The 20460-nt window shown below is 50.2% G+C and carries 18 protein-coding genes; 3 read left to right on the forward strand and 15 right to left on the reverse strand.

The window, feature by feature from the left end:
* Window positions 1–229 precede the first annotated feature (229 nt).
* The 6 genes from E0496_RS11865 to E0496_RS11890 all read right to left on the reverse strand — a co-directional run bounded on the left by E0496_RS11865 (window position 230) and on the right by E0496_RS11890 (window position 7695).
* A complete protein-coding gene (locus tag E0496_RS11865; protein ID WP_141501902.1) occupies window positions 230–1234 on the reverse strand; it encodes a LacI family DNA-binding transcriptional regulator in 1005 nt (334 codons plus the stop codon).
* Between the two features lie 313 nt (window positions 1235–1547).
* On the reverse strand, window positions 1548–3167 hold the full coding sequence (locus tag E0496_RS11870) for an ABC-F family ATP-binding cassette domain-containing protein (protein WP_141501903.1): 1620 nt from the start codon (window positions 3165–3167) through the stop codon (window positions 1548–1550).
* A 46-nt stretch (window positions 3168–3213) separates the two neighbouring features.
* On the reverse strand, window positions 3214–3795 hold the full coding sequence (locus E0496_RS11875; RefSeq protein WP_141501904.1) for an MFS transporter: 582 nt from the start codon (window positions 3793–3795) through the stop codon (window positions 3214–3216).
* Window positions 3796–3805: 10 nt separating this feature from the next.
* Window positions 3806–5221 carry an FAD-binding oxidoreductase gene (locus E0496_RS11880; RefSeq protein ID WP_241674736.1) on the reverse strand — a complete coding sequence of 472 codons (1416 nt, stop codon included), beginning with the start codon at window positions 5219–5221 and terminating at the stop codon, window positions 3806–3808.
* A gap of 131 nt (window positions 5222–5352) precedes the next feature.
* Window positions 5353–6420 carry a Gfo/Idh/MocA family protein gene (locus tag E0496_RS11885; RefSeq protein ID WP_141501906.1) on the reverse strand — a complete coding sequence of 356 codons (1068 nt, stop codon included), beginning with the start codon at window positions 6418–6420 and terminating at the stop codon, window positions 5353–5355.
* A gap of 162 nt (window positions 6421–6582) precedes the next feature.
* Window positions 6583–7695 carry an MBL fold metallo-hydrolase gene (locus E0496_RS11890; protein WP_241674737.1) on the reverse strand — a complete coding sequence of 371 codons (1113 nt, stop codon included), beginning with the start codon at window positions 7693–7695 and terminating at the stop codon, window positions 6583–6585.
* Window positions 7696–7982: 287 nt separating this feature from the next.
* Between E0496_RS11890 and E0496_RS11895 the strand changes: the two genes are divergently transcribed.
* A complete protein-coding gene (locus tag E0496_RS11895; protein WP_141501908.1) occupies window positions 7983–9134 on the forward strand; it encodes a virulence factor in 1152 nt (383 codons plus the stop codon).
* 90 nt (window positions 9135–9224) lie between these two features.
* On the opposite strand, the gene E0496_RS11900 is transcribed toward E0496_RS11895, so the two are convergent.
* The 5 genes from E0496_RS11900 to E0496_RS11920 form a co-directional block, all read right to left on the reverse strand.
* A complete protein-coding gene (locus tag E0496_RS11900; protein ID WP_161601387.1) occupies window positions 9225–10412 on the reverse strand; it encodes a transglutaminase domain-containing protein in 1188 nt (395 codons plus the stop codon).
* A gap of 104 nt (window positions 10413–10516) precedes the next feature.
* Entirely contained in the window at window positions 10517–11494 is a 978-nt protein-coding gene (locus E0496_RS11905; protein WP_141501910.1) for an alpha/beta hydrolase, read from the reverse strand.
* A gap of 17 nt (window positions 11495–11511) precedes the next feature.
* Window positions 11512–12144, reverse strand: coding sequence for a bifunctional 4-hydroxy-2-oxoglutarate aldolase/2-dehydro-3-deoxy-phosphogluconate aldolase (locus E0496_RS11910; RefSeq protein ID WP_141501911.1), 633 nt, complete (start codon window positions 12142–12144; stop codon window positions 11512–11514).
* A 27-nt stretch (window positions 12145–12171) separates the two neighbouring features.
* The gene (gene mutY / locus E0496_RS11915) at window positions 12172–13419 is read right to left on the reverse strand and encodes an A/G-specific adenine glycosylase (protein ID WP_141501912.1); all 1248 of its coding nucleotides are present in this window, start codon (window positions 13417–13419) and stop codon (window positions 12172–12174) included.
* Window positions 13419–14300 carry a helix-turn-helix domain-containing protein gene (locus E0496_RS11920; protein ID WP_161601388.1) on the reverse strand — a complete coding sequence of 294 codons (882 nt, stop codon included), beginning with the start codon at window positions 14298–14300 and terminating at the stop codon, window positions 13419–13421. The genes mutY and E0496_RS11920 overlap by 1 nt, the downstream gene beginning before the upstream one ends.
* 170 nt (window positions 14301–14470) lie before the next feature.
* On the opposite strand from E0496_RS11920, the gene E0496_RS11925 reads away from it, so the two are divergent.
* Window positions 14471–14809 (forward strand): c-type cytochrome, encoded by a 339-nt coding sequence (locus E0496_RS11925; RefSeq protein WP_141501914.1) that lies wholly within the window; start codon window positions 14471–14473, stop codon window positions 14807–14809.
* A gap of 102 nt (window positions 14810–14911) precedes the next feature.
* On the opposite strand, the gene E0496_RS11930 is transcribed toward E0496_RS11925, so the two are convergent.
* Both E0496_RS11930 and acpS read right to left on the reverse strand, forming a co-directional pair.
* The gene (locus tag E0496_RS11930; RefSeq protein WP_141501915.1) at window positions 14912–15148 is read right to left on the reverse strand and encodes a hypothetical protein; all 237 of its coding nucleotides are present in this window, start codon (window positions 15146–15148) and stop codon (window positions 14912–14914) included.
* Window positions 15149–15199: 51 nt separating this feature from the next.
* Window positions 15200–15598 (reverse strand): holo-ACP synthase, encoded by a 399-nt coding sequence (acpS, locus tag E0496_RS11935; RefSeq protein WP_141501916.1) that lies wholly within the window; start codon window positions 15596–15598, stop codon window positions 15200–15202.
* 149 nt (window positions 15599–15747) lie between these two features.
* Between acpS and E0496_RS11940 the strand changes: the two genes are divergently transcribed.
* Entirely contained in the window at window positions 15748–17067 is a 1320-nt protein-coding gene (locus tag E0496_RS11940; RefSeq protein ID WP_141501917.1) for an ISNCY family transposase, read from the forward strand.
* A 108-nt stretch (window positions 17068–17175) separates the two neighbouring features.
* Here the strand turns inward: E0496_RS11940 and E0496_RS11945 are convergent, their stop codons facing one another.
* Both E0496_RS11945 and E0496_RS11950 read right to left on the reverse strand, forming a co-directional pair.
* Entirely contained in the window at window positions 17176–19362 is a 2187-nt protein-coding gene (locus E0496_RS11945) for a copper resistance CopC/CopD family protein (protein WP_141501918.1), read from the reverse strand.
* Between the two features lie 10 nt (window positions 19363–19372).
* Window positions 19373–20434, reverse strand: coding sequence for a DUF4198 domain-containing protein (locus E0496_RS11950; RefSeq protein WP_141501919.1), 1062 nt, complete (start codon window positions 20432–20434; stop codon window positions 19373–19375).
* Window positions 20435–20460: the final 26 nt, after the last annotated feature.

Genomic DNA, 20460 nt, shown 5'->3' on the forward strand with positions numbered 1-20460 from the left:
ATCAACTCACGACTTAGGACATCACCTCCTTAAAATGCCATTGTTGGCTATTTTTATGCCCGAACTAGCCCAAAAAAAGCAGCCAACCAATCGTTTGCGCTTACATCCCATTCTGAAAAGCTTTTCAAAACACCTGAAAGCAAGCCTTTATTCGAGTTCTCATTACATGCTCGATTGTCTAAAGGCGCTTTCCCGCGATGAGCGAGGCTTAACATTTTAACGCTTCTATTTATATTTCGCGGGTAGATTCCCTCACGATCAGATGATGAGGCAGCTTCTCCCGAAGCACAGCAACCTTGCCCGAAGTAATTAACTCATGCAGCTTGAGCACGGAGCGGTATCCAATATCGTAAGTAGGCTGGTCGATCGTGGTCAGCTTTGGGATAAACATTTGCGCCATGCGAATATTGTCAAAGCCTATTACGGATACATGCTCAGGTACGCCTTTCCCTTGTTCGCGCAAATACGAAATGGCACCCATTGCAAATTCATCCGATGCTGCAAAAATGGCCGTTAAATCCGGACAGCGGTGCATCAGCCGCTTAGCTGCTTCAAATGCATGCTCAAAACGATGCTCGGCAAATTCAATGCATTGTTCATATTCCGAAAGCCCGAATTGCTGAAGCGCCTGCTTAAATCCGCTGTACCGCGGCTCACCAGAGATCGTCTCTCCTAGCGGAAAGCCGATCATTCCAATTTTACGGTGGCCTGCATCAAGAAGATGTCTTACCGCGTCATAGGCACCTTGAACATCATCAATGTCAACGGACGGAATATCGTATTCAGGCGCATTCGTTGAAGCAAGCACAAATGGCAGGCGATAGCGCTGCATTTCCTCGTAATATTCTTCATGCAAGGAATCACTCGTAAAAATAATGCCGTCTACCTGCTTCTCAAAAAAGCTCTGCACGTAGGCGATTGTCCTCTGCTTATCGCGATCCGTATTGCAAATCATTAAGCTATGGTTTAGCATAACCGCAGCATCCTGCATCCCGCGAATCAGCCCTGCATAATACGGATTTTCAATATCCGGTATCATGACGCCAAGCGTATCGGATTTTTTGTAAATCAGTCCTCTTGCGAAACCATTAGGCTGATACTGAAGCGCCTCGATGGCTTCGAGCACCTTCGTTCGCTTCTCTTCCACTACGGTGTCCGGCGCATTCATGACACGAGATACCGTGCTGATGGATACGTTTGCGTATTTTGCTACATCGCGTATAGTCGATTTCATGATTGCACGCCTTTCTTGATGAATGAAAATGATTGTACATGAAATAGATTTATTATGCTTCGTTTTTTTGTAAGGGCTTACTGAAAAGGTTTTCAGAAAACCTTTTCAACGATAGTATAGCCTCTTTTCCAGCCATATGCAACCCATAATTTCGGCTGCTTGTCCGTGGCCCTGGTTATGATCCTCCTAGTCGCGGACTCAATGGCCCGCTGGCAATCGCTACACGCTCAGCTGCTAGTCGCGCATTTCCGCACGCAAAAAAAGCGCCGACAAGCAAGGGCTACCTGCTGTCGACGCTCGCTAAAAAGGCGGATTATACCGCGTACATACGCTCGCGAAGCGCTTTGACTTCTGCGCTCTCAAGGTACTCGTCATAAGTCATCATCCGGTCGATTACGCCGTTCGGCGTAATTTCTACGATACGGTTCGCAATCGTTTGAACGAACTGATGGTCATGCGAGGTGAATAGTACCGTACAATCAGTGTCCGTCAAGCCGTTATTGAGTGCCGTAATGGATTCGAGATCCAAGTGATTCGTCGGCTCGTCGAGAACAAAAACGTTAGCGCCTTCCAGCATCATCTTGGAGAGCATGCAGCGAACCTTCTCGCCGCCTGACAATACGCTTGCTTTCTTCATCGCATCGTCGCCCGAGAAGAGCATACGGCCCAAGAAGCCGCGAATGAACGTCTCATCCGGGTCCTTCGAATATTGACGAAGCCATTCCACCAAATTCAAATCAATGCCATCAAAATAAGGCGAGTTGTCTTTCGGGAAATAAGCCTGCGACGTCGTAACGCCCCATGAATAGCTGCCTGCGTCTGCTTCAACTTCACCAACCAGCAATTGAAACAACAGTGTTTTCGGAAGGCTGTTTGGACCCACAAAAGCAACCTTGTCGCCTTTGTTGAGTGCGATCGTCAGATTGTCAATAATTTTCTCGCCATCAATCGATTTCGTCAAGCCGTCAACCAGCAGCAATTGTTTGCCTGCTTCGCGTTCGCCCTTGAAGAGAATGAACGGGTATTTACGGTTCGACGGACGAATATCGTCAAGCGAGATTTTCTCAAGCAGCTTCTGTCTGGAAGTCGCTTGCTTCGCTTTGGATTTGTTAGCACTGAAGCGCTGAATGAAAGCTTGAAGCTCTTTAATCTTGTCTTCCTTCTTCTTGTTCTCTCCACGCATCAACTGCAATGCAAGCTGGCTGGATTCGTACCAGAAGTCATAGTTACCGACATACATTTGGATTTTGCCGAAGTCAATATCCGCGATATGCGTACAAACCGTGTTCAGGAAGTGCCGGTCATGGCTGACTACGACAACCGTGCCTTGATAATCCGCAAGGAAATCTTCCAGCCAGCGGATGGACTCAATGTCCAAGTGGTTGGTAGGCTCATCGAGCAGCAAAATGTTCGGAGCGCCGAATAAAGCTTGTGCCAGCAATACGCGAACCTTCTCGTTGCCGCCAAGCTCTGCCATCTTCTTGTCATGCAGATCAGGCGTGATGCCAAGGCCGTTCAGCATCTCAGCCGCTTCCGACTCTGCTTCCCAGCCGTTCATGTCCGCAAACTCAGCTTCAAGCTCGCCAGCGCGCATGCCATCCTCGTCAGTGAAGTCCGCTTTGGCATACAAAGTGTCCTTCTCCTTCATCACTTCATAAAGACGCTTGTGGCCCATCATGACCGTCTCAAGTACAACGGACTCATCGTATTCATAATGGTTCTGATTGAGAACAGCTAGCCGCTCACCCGGTGTAATATGCACTTCTCCGTGGGATTGCTCCACTTCACCGGATAATATTTTCAAAAAGGTCGATTTACCTGCGCCGTTAGCGCCGATCAAGCCATAACAGTTGCCTGGTGTGAACTTAATGCTTACATCTTCGAAAAGCGCCCGCTTCCCGTAACGGAGCGTTATGCCACTTGTGCTAATCATTCGTTTAATCCCGTCCTTCACTACAAAATCAGTTTATATCGAACTATTATAGCACATTATGCTCGGAAACCGAACCCTCTTTTGCCCTCGAGCCCACTGGCCTGTTCGTTCGCCAAATTGTCCAAGCGCTTGTGCCATACAGCAGGGCGCTCAAATAAAACAAAATATTAATTGTTAGCCAGTCTATTAAAAAACCGCCTAAAATAACCGCAAAACCCGAAGCGACCGACGTCCAAAAATGATAGGACCCGATTCCAGCACCTCTGGACCCGGGCTCGGTATAATCGGCGAGCAGCACACGCTCACTCATCCGCTGCATCGCATTGCAGGTTCCCATCAGAAGCTGCAAAACTAGCACCCAGCTATAGGATGAGGTCCATGGAAATACGAGCATCGCCCCCATCATGCCAAGCGAACTTACAATCATCATGCTCACCCCGTGCTTATCCAGCCTAGGCGCAAGCCATTGCGACACCGCCGCAGAGCTTATCGTAAATACTGCAAAGGCCAGACCGTATTTGGAGAAGCTGTTTCCGAGATTTTTGAGAAACAAAAGATAATAAGGATAGATCATGCCTGCCGCCAAAGTCATGATGCTTTGCGAGCGAATAAGCCATTTCAAGTTCATATGCAGCCCCCTAACCACCATATTGCTCATAAAAATAATTCATAAAAAGCTCATCCGGGTCGTATTCCTTTTTCTTGGCGAAAAAATGCTCATACCCCGGATAAACGTTGCGGAACTGCTCCAGCGACGGATAAGCGATGTAGGGCAAATAATAAGACCCTTCTGAGACAATGACCTCATCGATGATCCGCTCTACGCCCTGCTTCATCCGCTGCTGGCCCGCTTTGGACAGCGGCGCATGGAACAAGCAGACTAACGCCAGCATATCCTGCTTCGCGTAGGACAGGGCTGCTTCCTCGTCCTTATTCACATAACGAATCGTAATATTAAGCAGGTTCATATCCTCTTCTTTGACAATAGCTCCTAGGCGCTGTACAAATGCGTCAAACTGAGGCAGCGGAATAAAATATTCCTGCAGCAAATCGTTTGCGCCCGGCTGGCTGTATTCCATAAACTCCGATGCGGCGCGCATCGCATTGTTGCGGCTGACGATTTTCTCGGACTGCTCGACGAAAAATTGCTTTTGCAAATTCCACTGTGCATTTTTGCCCCAGTCCGTTGAACGGTTGATGTTAAATAGCAGCTTCCCCGGCGCTACCCAATTGTCATTGCTTTTTAGCTTATTGTGGTCTGACAGCTTCAGCGACCGATCTACCGTATAATTTTTGGAGAAGGCTTCCTTGAAATAACTGTCTTCCGCAACGGAGATACGGGCGATATGAAGGCGGATGTCCGGATTAGGCAGCACTTCATTTTGAAAATAATGGCTGTACTCATCCAAATTCATCAATACGGTAGATTCACGGTATACTTCATCCTCGGTCAATACCAGCGTAACGTCCAAAATAATGCCGAACAGCCCATACCCGCCAAGGACTAAAGGAAACAGCTCTGCATTTTCTGAACGGCTGACCTGAATTATGTCGCCTTCTGCGGTAAGCAGCCGGAAGGATTCCACACTTTTAATCAACGAACCGTTGCGGATATCTCGGCCATGCGCATTAATGCTAATAGAACCGCCGATCGTAAACACATTGAGCGACTGCATCGTTTTGACAGACAACCCGTAAGGATTCACCGCCTTCTGTACATCCTCCCATGTAGCACCCGCCTGTACGACAATCCGTTTCGCCTGCGGATCAACCGATAAAACCTGGTTATAGCTCGTCATATCGACGACAATCGCATCCTTGTAATAGGTATGTCCGCCTTGGCTATGCCGTTGTCCTGCAATTGACAGCTTTAATCCCTTCGTCTTGGCATCCCTTACAAGCCCGATAAGCTGCGCCTCAGCCTCTCCCTGCAGGACACGCTCAACCTTCACGGGATGAAGGCGGCTGTAATCGGTCACAAGATACGGATTTTGGTCGGAAGAACTGGTTCTGACATATTGAACGAAAGCCAAACTGGCCAAAAGCAGCAGCACGATTGTTTTTTTTATTCCGAAAACCTCCTGTCTGCCCGCAAAAAAAGCCTCCTCAAAGTGAATAACAGAAAGTCATCACCTAAGAGGAGGCTTGCGTATTTAAAATCAAGTTTGTGCCGGGCGTTAACTGCTTAATCCCATTTCAATTTGACTTCATTTCCGGTTCGGGAGGATTCATAAATCGCATCCAAAATACGATTGTTGGTGTATCCCGAAAGCGCGGATGTAATCGGCTGCTTGTTCTCGCGAATGCACTCGACGAAATGCTGGCTCATCAGAATGCGTTCCTCATCGCCCTCAAGCGGCGTAATATCGCTCTCGGCAATACCGCTCTCCGAATGGGTCACGTATTTCCCATAGTTTCCGACAATGCCTACGCCGCCTTGTGTTCCCATCAAGTGAATGAACGGCTCCTCCGACAAAAATGCTGCGTGGGCTGCCCAGCTGACTTCAAGCGACAACGTTGCGCCGTTGTCCAGCTTGATTAAAGCCGAAGCCAGATCCTCTACGTCATAATACCCGTCCCAATTTGGCGTGCCCCAGTTTCCGATGCCTTGGCGGTTCGGTCCGAATTCAGCATAGGTGGAACCGTACACGGACACGGGTTTTGGGTTGCCCATGAGGTAAAGCGAGAGATCCAGCATATGAACGCCGATATCAATCAACGGTCCGCCGCCGGATTGGTCCTTGCGGGTAAACCATGATCCCCAGCCAGGTATGCCCTTCTTCCGGAACCAGCCCGCTTTGGCATTATAGACATGGCCGACATCTCCATTGTCAACATGCTGCTTAAGCGCTCGGCTTAGTCCCGTCCAGCGCATTTGATGCGACATCATTAATATTTTGCCGGATTTCTCCACTTCCTCCACGATCTCGCGAGCGGCTTCGGAATGGATAGCCATCGGCTTCTCCAAGAGAACATGCTTGCCTTGCTTTAGCGCTTCGATCGCCAGTCCTGCATGAAAGTTGTTCGGCACGCCGATAACAACGGCATCAATAGAAGCGTCCTCAAGCAGCGATTGCGGACTTGCATGAACCGTCTCGATGCCAAATTCCGCTGCACGCTGCTCCGCAAGGGGAAGGTACGTGTCGGTAACGGCAACGACATCAATGCCTTCCACCTTTTTGAACGTCTGCATGTGTATACTGCCGATCGCTCCCGCCCCAATGATACCTAGGCGTATAGTTGCATGACTCATTTCGTTCTCCTCCTGAAGGTTTGCGGCAAGCAAACCTCTCTTCGTAAGATTAGGCTAAGGTTTGCGCTGGCAAGCCCCGCTACGTAAAACAGATAATTCCAGTATACCCTTTTCATCTATCGCCGTCATTGTGCGCATTTGGCACGCTCTTGTTCTTGTTTGTCATTTACCGGACAAGCGCCATGTCTCCCCGTGCGGCAAAACAATGATCCGTTTGTCCGCGATGCACCGTTTCATGCGCTCCGCATCCAACCGATCCAGCGCTTCGCGCGGCGTGTCATCCGCCAGCTTGAAGGCGCCATAGTGCATGGGAACGAACCATTTCGCGTCCAGATCGTCGAACGCTTGCAAGGCTTGCTCAGGCGTAATATGCTGCGGTCCCATGAACCATTCCGGCTCGTACGCTCCAATAGGAAGAAGGGCAACCTCGACAGGGAATCGCTTGCCAATTTCTTTGAAGCCTTGAAAGTAGCCGCTGTCTCCAGCAAAATAAATGGTTGGCGATTCCGACAGAATCGGACGCTCCGCTGCACCAAGCTCATTAAAAAAAGACGTCGTTCGGGTTGCAAGCGGCTCGGCTGCACTGGCAATTTGCGCTCTTGACTCCGCTTCAGCCGCTCCTTTGTCAGAAGCTTTAGCCTTCGCTTTGCCTTCCGGCCGGCTTACAACCTTACCTGTTTTAGTGGCCGGACGCTCGATAACAAAGCCGCCCCAATGGGAGCTGTTCGTATCCCAAGGGCTTCGGCGGGTAGAATGCTGTGAAGGCACGAACGTAAATTTAACGCCGTGGATCATCACCGATTCCCACCAATGAAGCTCTTTAATGTGAATAAAGCCTTTTTTCCGAAGCTTCGTGCCAAGTCCCGCCGGTACAAGCAGTTGCCTGGTCCCAATGAGTTTGCGCAGCGAGTTTATATTTAAGTGGTCGTAATGGGAATGGGAAATGAGCACAACGTCAACAGGCGGAACATCCTCCACTTTAATTCCCGGCGGAGCCAGTCTTTTTTGCAAGGCCATCTGCGTCGACCATACCGGATCAGTGATAATGTTCAAGCCGCCGAGTTGAATAAAGAAGGTGGAATGGCCTACCCATGTAATGGAAGGCTGTTTCCTATTGTCCTCCAAATATGCGATGTCAGGCTCGACATTCGGAACGGTGAATGAATAATCCTTTAATTTCAGCCTACGAATGCGTTCTTGACGCCATCTTTTGAATTGCTTCAATGAAGTATGCTGCTCGATAGGATCAATATTTGCAAAACGTTTTAACTTCAACCGTTCATCCCTCCCTCGCCATGATCTGTTAGTTATTAAGATACCAAGCATAAAGCGTCCATTGCAAATCTGTTATTTATTCGTAAACTTCCCCACTGATGCCATTGCCGCCACTGCGGCTGTATGCAATGTTAGGCGTTTGTCGCTTCCTTGTTCGCATCCTGCCATGAAATAAGTTACACTTATCTATACAGTTTTACACATAAGACTACGCTTTCGACGCAGCTTTTGTTACAGTACTGCGACAAAAAAATGTACAGGACATACTATTTCCAGGAGGTTTCCTCATGAAACTAATTTCAATAGAACCGACACCGAGTCCAAATTCCATGAAACTCAACGTGGATGAAATGCTGCCGCGCGGACGCCGGCTTACCTATAAAGCAAGCGAGGCTGGCGAAGCGCCTGAGCTGCTCGGGCAGCTCTTGCAAATTAACGGCGTGCGCAGCTTGTTCCGTACCGCTGACTTTATTGCGCTTGACCGCAAGGCTGGCGCTGATTGGGCAGCTATTCTGGCAGCGGCAGGCCAACTGCTGCAGAAGGACGAAAAAGACCAAGACGCAGATAGCAATGGACACTCCACTAGCTACGGAGAAGCTCTGGTGCTTGTCCAGATGTATCGCGGCATTCCGATGCAGGTCCGCGTCCGTATGGGAGACAGTGAGGTACGCTCTGCGCTGCCGCCGCAGTTCGCCGAGTCTGTCAGCAAGGCTGCCGGCTCAGGCATGATTCGGGAGCGGATGCTGGAAGAGTTTGGCGTCCGTTATGGAGAGCCTGAGGAGATCGCTGCCGAAATCGTAAGAGAGCTAGAGGCCTCTTATACGGCAGAACGGCTGGAAGCACTAGTGCAGGCTTCTATTGCGCTAGGCAATTCAGGCTCGGAAGAAGGTTCTGCCCCTGCCGTTGTCCGGCCAGCTCCGCTGACGCTGGAAGAAGCGCTGGAACAATTCGATTCGCCGGAATGGCAGGTCCGCTATGCAGCACTCGAGCGCTACGTTTCTACGGCTGAAGGCTTGCCGCTTCTTGCCAAGGCGATCAGCGACGAGAATACGTCGATTCGCCGGTTGGCCGTTATCTATTTGGGCGACCTTCGTTCACCAGAAGCGCTGCCCTATCTGTTCATTGCGCTGCGTGACTCCTCAACGTCCGTTAGACGGACGGCCGGCGACACGTTATCCGATCTTGGCGATCCCGCTGCGGTCGGTCCAATGATCGATTCGCTCGGTGACAAAAACAAGCTTGTCCGCTGGCGTGCAGCCCGCTTCCTGTATGAGGCCGGCGACGAGTCCGCGATCGACGCGCTGCGTGAAGCCGCCAAGGATAGTGAATTTGAGATTCAGCTGCAAGCCCAAATGGCGCTTGAGCGCATTGAACGCGGCGAGGAAGCCGCAGGTTCCGTATGGCAGCAAATGACTGCCGCTCGCAAAAACGAGCAGTAATTCTCTGCAACCGGATCTGGCAGACATTACACAGCACAACAAAAAAGAGGCGCAGCGATGCACCTCTTGGTCATACGATTAAAGCTCCAGTCATCGCGCGTATTCGAGCTGAATACGCACGATGAGCGAGTTATCGGCCGGATAAGGCTCGTAGCTTGCACGATAACCGACCGACATATTAATATTCTTGAAAGCGGCCTTCAGCGCTGCCGGAAACTGGTCCCCCTGCTCATATCTGAATTCCAGACTGGCAGTGCGGGCAGCAAGCGCGGATTGAATGACCTCTTGAAGCTGTTTTGTGCTGGAAACGGTATACTCTGGGTCTAGAAAATGCAAGCCAAGCGCCAGCTTCAGCTTGCTGAACCGGCTTCGCTCCGTCTCCTGGCCCTGCTGCTCAAGCTCCCGTATCGTATCCGCATAGGAAACGGCTGCCGCTGGATAGCTCTTCGTCCACTGGTGATCCGCCCGAAGCTCTTCATCCGTCCTTAAATAATAATTATAGCGAATGGAGCTCTCTTTCGATGTGACTGACTTTCCAGATGATGCCTCTTTTTCCGGAGCTTTTGTTCCCACAGGATCATCCCATGTAAGATCCAGATGATACCAGACCCCGTCCAGCTTCACCATATTCCAAGCATGCTCGCCTGTATTTACCGTGCCCTCAGCAATCATGACCGTAATTCCAGCTTCCTTCAGCATCTTGTAACCCAGAAGCGCATACCCCTGGCATACGGCCTCACCTAAAGCTACAGCATCATAAGCCGTATATCGGGTCAAACCCTGATCGTATTCCACATGACCGATAATCCAATCATGAATCGCTTTTATTTTCTCATGATCATTCATTCCGGGTTCAATGATCGCGTGCAGCGCCTTCGAAACCTCGCGGTCTACAACAGCAGTCTGCTCCAGTGTTTCCCGGTATCTAGCCTCAAGGGCGATCGTCGACTTGTTTCCCCAGCTTCGAATGGTATAGATATAGGATTCAAGGATATAGGCTGTGTAATCATCATGCCCAAGAGCAGCGCGAATGACATCCGTCAATTGATCTGACAGCTCCTGCTTGTCCCCTGTATAGGTTAAAGAGAAACGCTCCGTTCTCGCCTGAAGCTGCTTGGCGATTTCATCCTCAAGACGCTCCAGCTTATTTGCCTCTTCCACAGCAGCCACCTCTTCCGATTCCGCCGCAGCGGGAAACAGATCCAGCTTCATGTCCAGAAAGAATGCAGCAACGATAATTATGGCAACCATCATCAGCTTGGAAACTATTCTATGCATTCGAACCTCCTTGACGAACTTTTTAGCTATGTAATGAAACTGTAATATTTCTCTCATCTTGGTTTCATCTTATGCTTATATAATAAATTCATGACCCCCCTTTATTATATATTCTCTCTTGTTGCCTGCAGCCTCGTGCCGCAGGCTTCCTTTTTGCCTACTGCGTTTACGACCTGCTCCTGCAAGAAAGGGATGACTCGTTCCCAGAAAGCAGGCTCCTGCTCCGAAGTGCTATGTCCACTGGTTGATACGAACAGCGTATCGATGATTCCCTCAGGCAATTGCTCCTTCAGCTCTCTAAGCTCTTTCACACTAATGAATTCATCACCATTTGAATGGACCATCAGGACCGGTGTTAGACCAGCTTCAGCGCGACCCGCGTACTTCTCTAGTATTAACGGAATGTTGGCTGCCTTAAACTGGGCGCGTGAAATGCCTGAACGAATGAGCCATATCATCGGTATAACATAAGCAAGCGGAAACACCGGCAATTTTTTCCGGCGCAGCTCCGACTTCAGCATCGTCTCAAAGTGAACGGGCATCGAATCCGTGACGACAGCCTTCACGTCCATCCCGCTCTCAAGCGCAAGCAATGCGCCGAACCCCCCTAAGGAATGCCCCAGCACAGCGATTCGCTGAGCATCTATTCCCGGCAGATGCCTTGCCACCTCCACGGCTACCATGACATCATCCCGGAACATCAGCGCAGAAGGCGCATGGATGGAATCACTATCTCCGTGGCTCCGGGCATCATACATAAATACGGCAAAACCAGCCTGATACAGCGAGTGCGCGTAGCGAAGCACTCTTGTGCGGTTTGAACCCCAGCCATGCGCGATTACGATAATTGGCAGCTTGCCTTCCTTAGATTCCGCATGCGCAGCTGGCTGCAGCAGCCAGCCTTCTACCTTGGAGCCATGGCTCATAAAGGTTACAGGACCCCACTCCGTTGATACATCAGGTGCATCAAGGTTCGGCAGCTTACGCGGCCTCTGACTGCGCACTCCCATTTGCCAGACAAGCCATGCCAGTAAAGCACCAATAATGATGAAGCCCACGACGCCTCCGAGTGTAGCCTTCAAAGTTAGCCCTCCTTACGCTACAGAGACCGCACAGCTTCCGTGAACTGCCGCGCCCTCTCCGTGATCAGATCAAATCTGCCTTCCCGTACCCACTGCATATTGACCAGCTTGCTGCCCATACCGACCGCATTCGCCCCTGCTTTAAAATAATCGGCGATGTTATGCAAGTCCACCCCGCCTGTGGCAATCATCGGGATCTCGTTTAACGGCCCCCGTATTTCCTGCAAATAACCGATACCAAGCGTTCCCATTGGAAAAATCTTAACGGCATCCGCGCCTGCCTTCCAGGCTTTGACGATTTCTGTAGGCGTCATCACGCCCGGCCATACCGATAGGCCCCGCTCGCGGCCAAACGCAATGACCTCCTCATCCAAGTTGGGGGAAATAAGGTATTGCGCACCTGCAGCAACCGCCTGCTCCGCAAGCGCTACATCGGTAACCGTTCCCGCTCCAACGGCGGCTTTGCCGCCAAACTTTGTGCGCCAGCCCTCAATCATGGCCGCTGCGCCGTTCGTATTCATCGTAATTTCCATCATATGAATGCCGCCATCGATCAATGCTTGTGCCGCAGCATCTGCATCCTTATCCTCAATTCCCCGTAAAATTGCAACAATCTTATGCTGCAGCAGCAGCTTAAGCATATCGTTCACTCGCTTCTCCTCCGGCTCTATATTCATTTATTCCCAAAATTGCTTTAAAATTCGCAAAAATAAATTAGGAAACGGCAATTCATCCATATCTTCCTTGCCAATCCAGCGATAGGTGCCGCTAGGCAAGGCCGTCCCAACTGTCCCAGAACCTCTTAAAGCACTGTTATCCGCTTCAGCGATCGCATATGGAGCACCCGCCTCAGCTGCCACAGCTGAGCTGGCAACTACCGATGCAGCTGCCGTCTCTGTCAGCACACTCGAATCTTCCCCCAAATCAGCCAGGTAGAATCGCATTTTCCAGTGGATATGGCTGAAAATATGATCGGCATCCGTAAACCAGCTGCGCGGACGGATCAACAGTCCCGTATCCTCTTCCAGCATACGGCTAATCATTTCGGCCAACTCCCCCTGCTCCTTGGGCTCAGACTCCCCGAGCCATGATGCCTGCTCTGCTGACAGCAACAGATGCGGCAGCTCCCACATTTGCGCGAGCAGCCCGGTTGCAGGCCGCTGTCTCACGAGCACTTTGCCCTTATTCTCGCCGCTGCCTAGAACGATAGCTGCCGCTCTAAACTCCGCCCGTGGCGGCTTCGCCTTCGTCTTGATCGGCAATTCCATTTCTCTGCCTTCAAGCCTCGCTTCGCAATGCTCCATAACCGGACATGGCAGGCAGCCCGGCGTTTTCGGCGTACAAACCAGTGCACCCAGCTCCATAAGCGCCTGGTTGAAATCCCCAGCCGCTCCTTCGGGGATTAGAGAAGCCGCAAGCTTCTCGATATTAACTCTAGTCGATTGCTTAGCAATGTCATCCTCTAGGCAAAAATAACGGGAGAGCACGCGCATGACATTTCCGTCTACGGCAGGCTCCGGCCGATTAAATGCGATGCTCATAATCGCTCCGCTTGTATAAGGGCCGACACCCTTAAGCCCGGCAACAGAGGTTTTGTCATCCGGCACAATGCCGCCGTAACGCGAGACGACCTCTTTGGCGCCGGCTTGGAGGTTTCTGGCACGCGAATAGTAGCCGAGTCCCTCCCAGGCTTTTAGCACCTCGGTCTCCGGCGCTTCGGCAAGTGCTGTGACCGTAGGGAACTTATTCATGAAGTTATTATAGAATGGAATAACCGTATCTACCCTTGTCTGCTGCAGCATAATTTCCGATACCCATACGCGGTAGGGATCACGATTGATTCGCCATGGCAAATCCCGCTTGATCAGCCTGTACCAGCCGAGCAGCTCTTTACTGAAATATTGTTTTACCGCTTCTTGCTCCACTAGCTGTTCTCTCCTTCACTTGTTGTCATTCCACAATCCAATGGGTAGTCCAGGCTGTACTTGCCGATTCGGCGAAATTGAACCGGCGTAATGCCTGTATATCTCTTAAACAGCCTTGATAAATAATGATTTTGCATCCCAACCTGCTTGGCGACCGTCGTCACCGGCAGCTCCGTCTCCCGAAGGAGCTTCTTGGCGAGCTCGATGCGGCGATTGGTCACATACTGGATCGGAGAGCAGCCAACGATGCTTTTGAAAGAGGTAATGAAATAATTCGGATGAAGAAAAGCGTATTTCGCCAGCTCCTCGATTTGAATATTCTCATGCAAATTGGCTTCAATATGAGCTAGTACCTCATTCCATTTTACACCAAAGCCAGAATCATAGAGCGATTCTCTTTGAAGATCGCTTTCATCCAAATAAAACGCAAGCATCTCCAGCAAAGCTGCCTTCAGCCTAAGCTCTCTTGTAATTGAGGTGCTGTGCTGATGGGCGTTCATTTTGATAAACAGCTGCTGTAGCAGCTGCTCTTCCTTGACATATACAAATGGAGGCAGCCTTAATGAATTAATAAACTGAATATCGCCCAGCTCTAGACGGAAATGGCACCAATACCTGCAAAAAGGCTCATTGCCTCCTGTGCCAAACGTTTGCATCGTACCCGCAGGCAAAAAATAAAGCGTGCCCGGCTGCACAATATGTCTTTGATTTTGGATATCGAGCCAGGCCTCACCTTTAACCGCGTAGCAAAAGCGGTAAAAATCAGGCTCGGTTTTGTTTTCTACCCAACCCGGTAAATTTTCTGTATAAGCAGACATCGTAACTTCGACTTGAATTTTGTTCAATTGATTTTGCAAAATACTTTCTATTGTCGGTTTCATGAATTCTCCTGTAGATAAAATTGCGATATAATGAATGATATTCTCGCTATGAACCATCCTGTGCCTACTCTATTATACGAATTTAAGTTTCAAATTCATATGGTAGCCATAAGGATAGATTATACATTCCATTTATTTCCATATTAAATAATAAAAGAGAGGTATGTTTGATGTCTATTAATCGTTCCCTTTCATTGATCTTCTCAGCTATCTTGCTGCTTGCCCTTATGGGCTGCGGCGGCAAAAATTCCACCGAAATAAAAAGTGCACTAGACGGGCCAAGCGAGGTCATGTCCGTATACAAAGCCAATTGCGTAAGCTGCCACGGAACCGGGCTTCAAGGCCGTATCGGCCCGTCAACGAACCTGCAAAAGGTCGGCGAACGGATGAGCGCAGCGGATATCACAAGGCAAATTGAGCAAGGAGAAGGGTCAATGCAACCCTTCAAAGACAAGCTAACGGCTGAGGAAATAGCCGGATTGGCTGAATGGCTCGCCAGCAAAAAATAATGATCATCAACGCCAGTAAAATTCCATTTATCAACAAAAAAAGGATGCCGTGCAGACGTTGCTGCTGGCATCCTTTTGTCCTACTATAGAGGTTTATTTGAGTTAATAACCAATATGGTGACCATTATTTTTTGGAGATTTCATGTAATTTAGAGCGGATTGGCCGGCGTACGTCCAATGGGTTTCACCCATTTGGGGGTGCATTGGAAACAGATCGCCCTGCACCAGCACCAGATCACCGCCCCAGTCGTCTGAATACAAGCCATCATATTCGACCCATTGTCCCGTTTTAAATCGACGCTTCGTTTTCTGCTGCCGCTGCTCCTTCAATGCCGCCATCCCCTCTCACCTGCCTGCTTGGTATATTACATTCCAAGTATAGGCAAAAGGTTACTGCGATATTCGCTCCGCAACAGCAAAAGCTGAGGCAAGCTGACGCTCATGCGTGATCGTCACATGAATCCGTACATCCTTGGAGCTTAAACCAAGGCGTTCCCAAGCGGCTGTACTTAAGCCGCATTCGGGCTTACCGCAGCTATCGCGTAAAATTTCAATATCGGCAAAGCCCATCACTTGACCTATTCCACAGCCAAACGCCTTCACAACCGCTTCCTTCGCGGCGAAGCGCCCGGCTACGAACTGATGAAGCCTTTCACCGCTATAATGCTCGGCAAGCTCCCGCTCACCCTCGGACAGCACACGCTGCATAAAGCGTCTGCCCGCACTCCCGCTCAAAACTTTAGCAACGCGCGTGATATCCGATAAATCATTTCCGATGCCGATGATCATGCTAACACCCGCCTTTTCCCTGAAAGTGAGATTAGCAGATGGCTGAAGCGAAGTCAAGCTGTTACGAACAAAGCCTGTTGTTCTTCTGTGATAATGTCATCCCATAACTGTTCTGAGATAATGTCACTATGGGACAGGAGACAATTACATTGACCAGAGAAGAACTGAAGAAGATCCGTGTCGTGCAGAAAATAGTGGATGGGCATATGACAAACAGCGAGGGGGCTTTGACGCTAGGGATTTCCGTTAGGCAAATCATTAGGCTAAAGAACAAATATAAAGCAGAAGGAGAACAAGGCATTGCCCACAAAAATCGCGGAAGGACGCCGGTACACGCCATAAGTGATGACATAAAAGATCGAGCAGCCGAGTTATACACAGCGAAATATCATGGCAGCAACAGCTGCCACTTTGCAGAGTTGCTTCAAGAGCATGAGGACATGGAATTGAGCAGTTCCAGTGTGAGACGTATTCTGCTCGCTAAAGGACTCAAAAATGCCAAGCAAAGACGCCGAACGAAGGCTCACCAACCTCGCCAGCGTAGAGCACAAGCAGGCATGCTATGGCAGATCGATGCGACCCCTTATGCCTGGCTGGAAGACCGCACTCCCGCCTTTGCCTTGCATGCTGCTATTGATGATGCAACAGGGATCGTCGTTGGAGCTGCTTTTCGACCTAACGAATGCCGTGAGGGATACTCGGTTGTCATGCAACAAGGTATTGCCAAATACGGGATTCCCCTTGGTCTTTACAGTGATCGCCATACCATTTTCCGCTCACCAAAAGAGAAGCTTACCATTGAACAGGAACTCGCCGGCGAAACAAAGCCTCTCTCAAACTTTGGGAAAGCGATGGCTGAATTGAACATTGAACATATTAAAGCAGTCACTCCTCAAGCTAAAGGTCGTGTTGAACGCCTATGGCTGACCCTACAGGATCGTCTGGTCATTGAGTTGCGGCTGCTTGGCATCACCTCGATGGAAGAAGCCAACGCGGCTCTCCCACGGCTCATCGAGAAGCATAACAAGCAATTTGCCGTTGCTCCGCGTTCAGATGAATTGGCCTATATGAAGCTCCACGATGACGTTCAACTCGACTATGTATTTACGATTCGCGAACTTAGAACGTTGGGGTCAGGCAACACCATTTCTTATGGCGGTACCGCCTACACTTTTGCAGTTCCCTCGCCACAGCGATTTGACGCGAAAACGGTCGTTGAAGTACGCCAGACCCTTTCGGGAGAAGTGTTCATTTGGTATCGTGAACAGGCATATCTGCTCAAGAAAACAGAACGGTCAAAGCGCGAGCAACAGAAAAAGGCGAGTTCTGCGCAGCCACGCAAACCCGCCAAAGACCATCCGTGGAAAACCACGTATGATACCAACGAAACTAAGATTAACACAAAACGAAGTTCGTTCCAAGACGTCATGTATTCACAACATAACCATTATTCAGAGGCCTCCTGGTAAGGGCGGCCTCCAAACTAAAGAGTGACATTTTCATAGCACAGTTAAGGTGACATTTTCACAGACGATTGACAGCTGTTACGAACAAAGCCATTGTACTTCATTCATCATCTATTCCAGCAGCAGCGACACTAATTCCCTCTCATAATGAAAGCTGTTGCCCGCCTCATCCTTGATGTCCACCAAAAGCATGCCTTGCCTGCGATCCTCGACAAAATCGCCGATTCCCCTGTAGGTGTACTTCTTAAAGCCTGGATATTCAAACTTCTCAAGAGCCGGTGGATCAAGCTGCAACGGAATACTTATATGGCGCTCTCCTGCCTCGGAGTTCTCGTCGCCAAGCTGCAAGGCTGCCTCCACAGATACGGGTGCTCCCATCTCTTCAGGCAGCCATACATCAAGTCTGGCAGCCTGCTGTTCCGACTTTCCATCTTCTGAGATTCGCAAGCTCATATGCGCTTTCTCACCCATTACATGCCAGTATATCGGTTCAGTCAGCTTCGTTTCCGCAGCCGCTTCCGGCGGTGAGGTCGATGACAGCCAGCCGGCCAGCACAAACAGCACAACCGCAAGAAGCACTTCCGCCCTCACACCGAGCAGCAAACCTCGTGAAGCGCCCTTCTCTGCGATACGAGGCATAAATACCAATTTATGCAGTGCTGCAATAACAAGGACCAGCAGCATGAAGATAATTTTAGCAAAAATCAGTCTACCATAATCTGTTTCAATTAATTGACGCCATCCAGAGAGCCTCGCAACCGAAAGCCATACGCCGCTTGCTAAGATTAAAACCATACTAGGCAGCGCCCATACAGAGAAGCGCGCAGCCGTCTGATTCAATCGGTCCAATCCACCCGAATGGAAGGTAAGTGACAATAGCCCTGCAAGGCCGCCGAACCAAATCGCAGCGGCCCCCATATGGACCGAATGCGCGGTTATTGCCAGTGCCGTATCATTTAATGAGGCATAAGCATGCCCCGTCAGTGGGAAGGAGACGATCACTGCGGCTGCAACAGCAAATTTGAACGGGTTTGCCCACGCCCGCTCCCGGACAGGAGCGAACGCCAGCATTAGAATAAGGATGGCAAGCACCGGCCGCAATGCCGCCACCTTCCCAATCATCGTTCCGCTAGCCAGCGCATACAGAGATATGCCATCCAGCTGCTCTGAGAGGGTAGACAGGCGATCTAAGCCGGATATCAGCCAAATGATTCCCGCTCCGCAAATGACCATTCTCTCTGCCGCCTGTGAAAAACCATAAGGAGCCGCATCTGCATCCTCTTTCCAAATGACATAACGGAAAAATAAGATGCCTGCCACAAACACGCCTGCAAGAACATCAAGCACACGCAGCACGATCATCGTGCCAGCGCGTGCCCCTTTATGTTCATGGTCATCAGTGCCGGACTGGCCGCTGCCGCTGCCGCCATGACCGCTATGAGCTCCTACAGCTGCTATATCATCTGTTGCAGTCGGCGGCGATTCATCCAAAACGCCACCACCATCATCGTCAGCAGCAGGCTCCTGTGATTGGCTGCCCGTATCCGTTGGATTTTCAACAGATGTCCCATTACCGATAGCTGAGCCTTCAGGGGTTGGCTCGACAGTCGTATCGGTATCTACTGTCAGCACAGGCTGCGTGCTTGCATCCGGCTCGGTAAAAGATGTGCCCGGTATAGGGTCTGGCCTATTTGACACAGCTGGAGAAGGCGCCTGATTTGGCGATGACGCTGAACTCGGCGTCTCGCTAGGGGTCGACGAAGGCTTAGCCGTCACGCTTGGCGCTTTCGTTGCGGCAGGCTTCGTGGTTGCCGCAGGCTTCGCTGTTGCCATAGGCTTACTCGTAGCTGTTGGCCGGGTTCCCGCTTCGTCTCCATTGCTGCCCGCATTGCTTCCATCCAAGGACACCGTATCGTCCGGCTTTGTCTGTGTCATCTTGACGCCTACGGCAAACTGAAAGGTTCCATCGGTAAGATGCGTATCCAGCGACAGCACCTGCCAGCTGACTTCGTAGATTCCTTTGCTAAGCTTGGGAATCGTATAGATAAGCGTTTGATCGCCCTCAGCGCTTAATTCTCCTTTTATCGCCGAGCCGTTGTCCACTCTTTGAAGAGAAACATTGCTAAGCTTCGAATCGATTTTCTCCGTAAATTTAATGCGTATAGCAGTTGGCGACTCCGACAGCTCAGCATCCTGATAAGGTGTCGATTGCGCAACATAGGCATGCGCCGAGACGAAGCTCGGCAGGCATGCCCATATCATAATCAATGCTGCTATACATTGAATTAGCTTTTTCATCAAAAAAGCCCTATTTCGTGTAAATCGCAACCGCTGCCGAATTAGCGCCCACTGCTGGGAAATATTCAACGACGGCGCCTGCCGCCTCTGCAGCGGTACGAAGCGTTACAAGACCTGTCCCCTTGTAAGCAGCGTCAACATATTGTTTGATAAAGGATGCATCTACTTTGGTTGTCCCTTGCGCAATCGTCAAGCTGCTGACAGCCGTCACGTTGCCATTGACATAAATATGAGGTTTCGCGCCGGATGCAGAACCCGGAAGCTTCGCCGATTTGTTTTGTACCGTGAACGTCATTGTCGCCTCATAGTTGGTTGTGCTGTATTCGCCTTCCTTAGCTTCTGTTGTGCTCGGCTTGGCACGAACGAGGTAATAATCGGCTGCGCCCGTAGTAAAGGAAACCATACCGTTAGCATCAGACTTCAGCTCTGTAGCCTCCGAATTGCTGCGGCGAATGACATCAATGGCTGTATCCGCGAGCGGTTTTCCCTTCAAGAGCAGTTGAATGGATACGTTCTCGTCAGGTGTAATCGCCGCCGGATTGAACTGAGGAACCAGCTCGGCACGGTCAGGACTAACTTGTTTGGAAAAGCCCGTGAGTGCCTTCACCCGATCAAGAACAGGAATATCCCCTACCGCTACGAACGATTTTGCGCTGCGCAGTGTACGGCTAGCCGCATCTGCGCCCTTATACACGCTATCTGCCTCTGTAGAGATAATGTAAGCGCCGGGAACGTTCGATTTAAATGAAGCAACAAAATAGTTGTTCAATGCCGGTGTGGTTTCAGTCGCAGGCTCCCCTACATAAAAACGAGTGCCCGTAATATCCGATTTTACGCCTGCAGGCGTTGTGACATATACCTTTGAAGTGCTGCCCCATTGGCCTTCAATACGGTAGCTCTTATGCTCATTCGAGTGGTTTCCATACAAAAGCTCAACGTAAGAGACCTGGCCTTGGGCGACGATTGGAGCACTTGTCTGACTCCAGCCGTCATGCGCGAATACAGGTACTGCCGCGCCCAGCGCCAGGACAGCTGCCAACGCTGCGCCTACTAACTTTTTGCGAAATATCATTTAATAAAACCTCCATTGATTTGAAT

It is taken from the genome of Paenibacillus luteus (genome assembly GCF_006542765.1).
Lineage (GTDB): Bacteria > Bacillota > Bacilli > Paenibacillales > Paenibacillaceae > Pristimantibacillus > Pristimantibacillus luteus.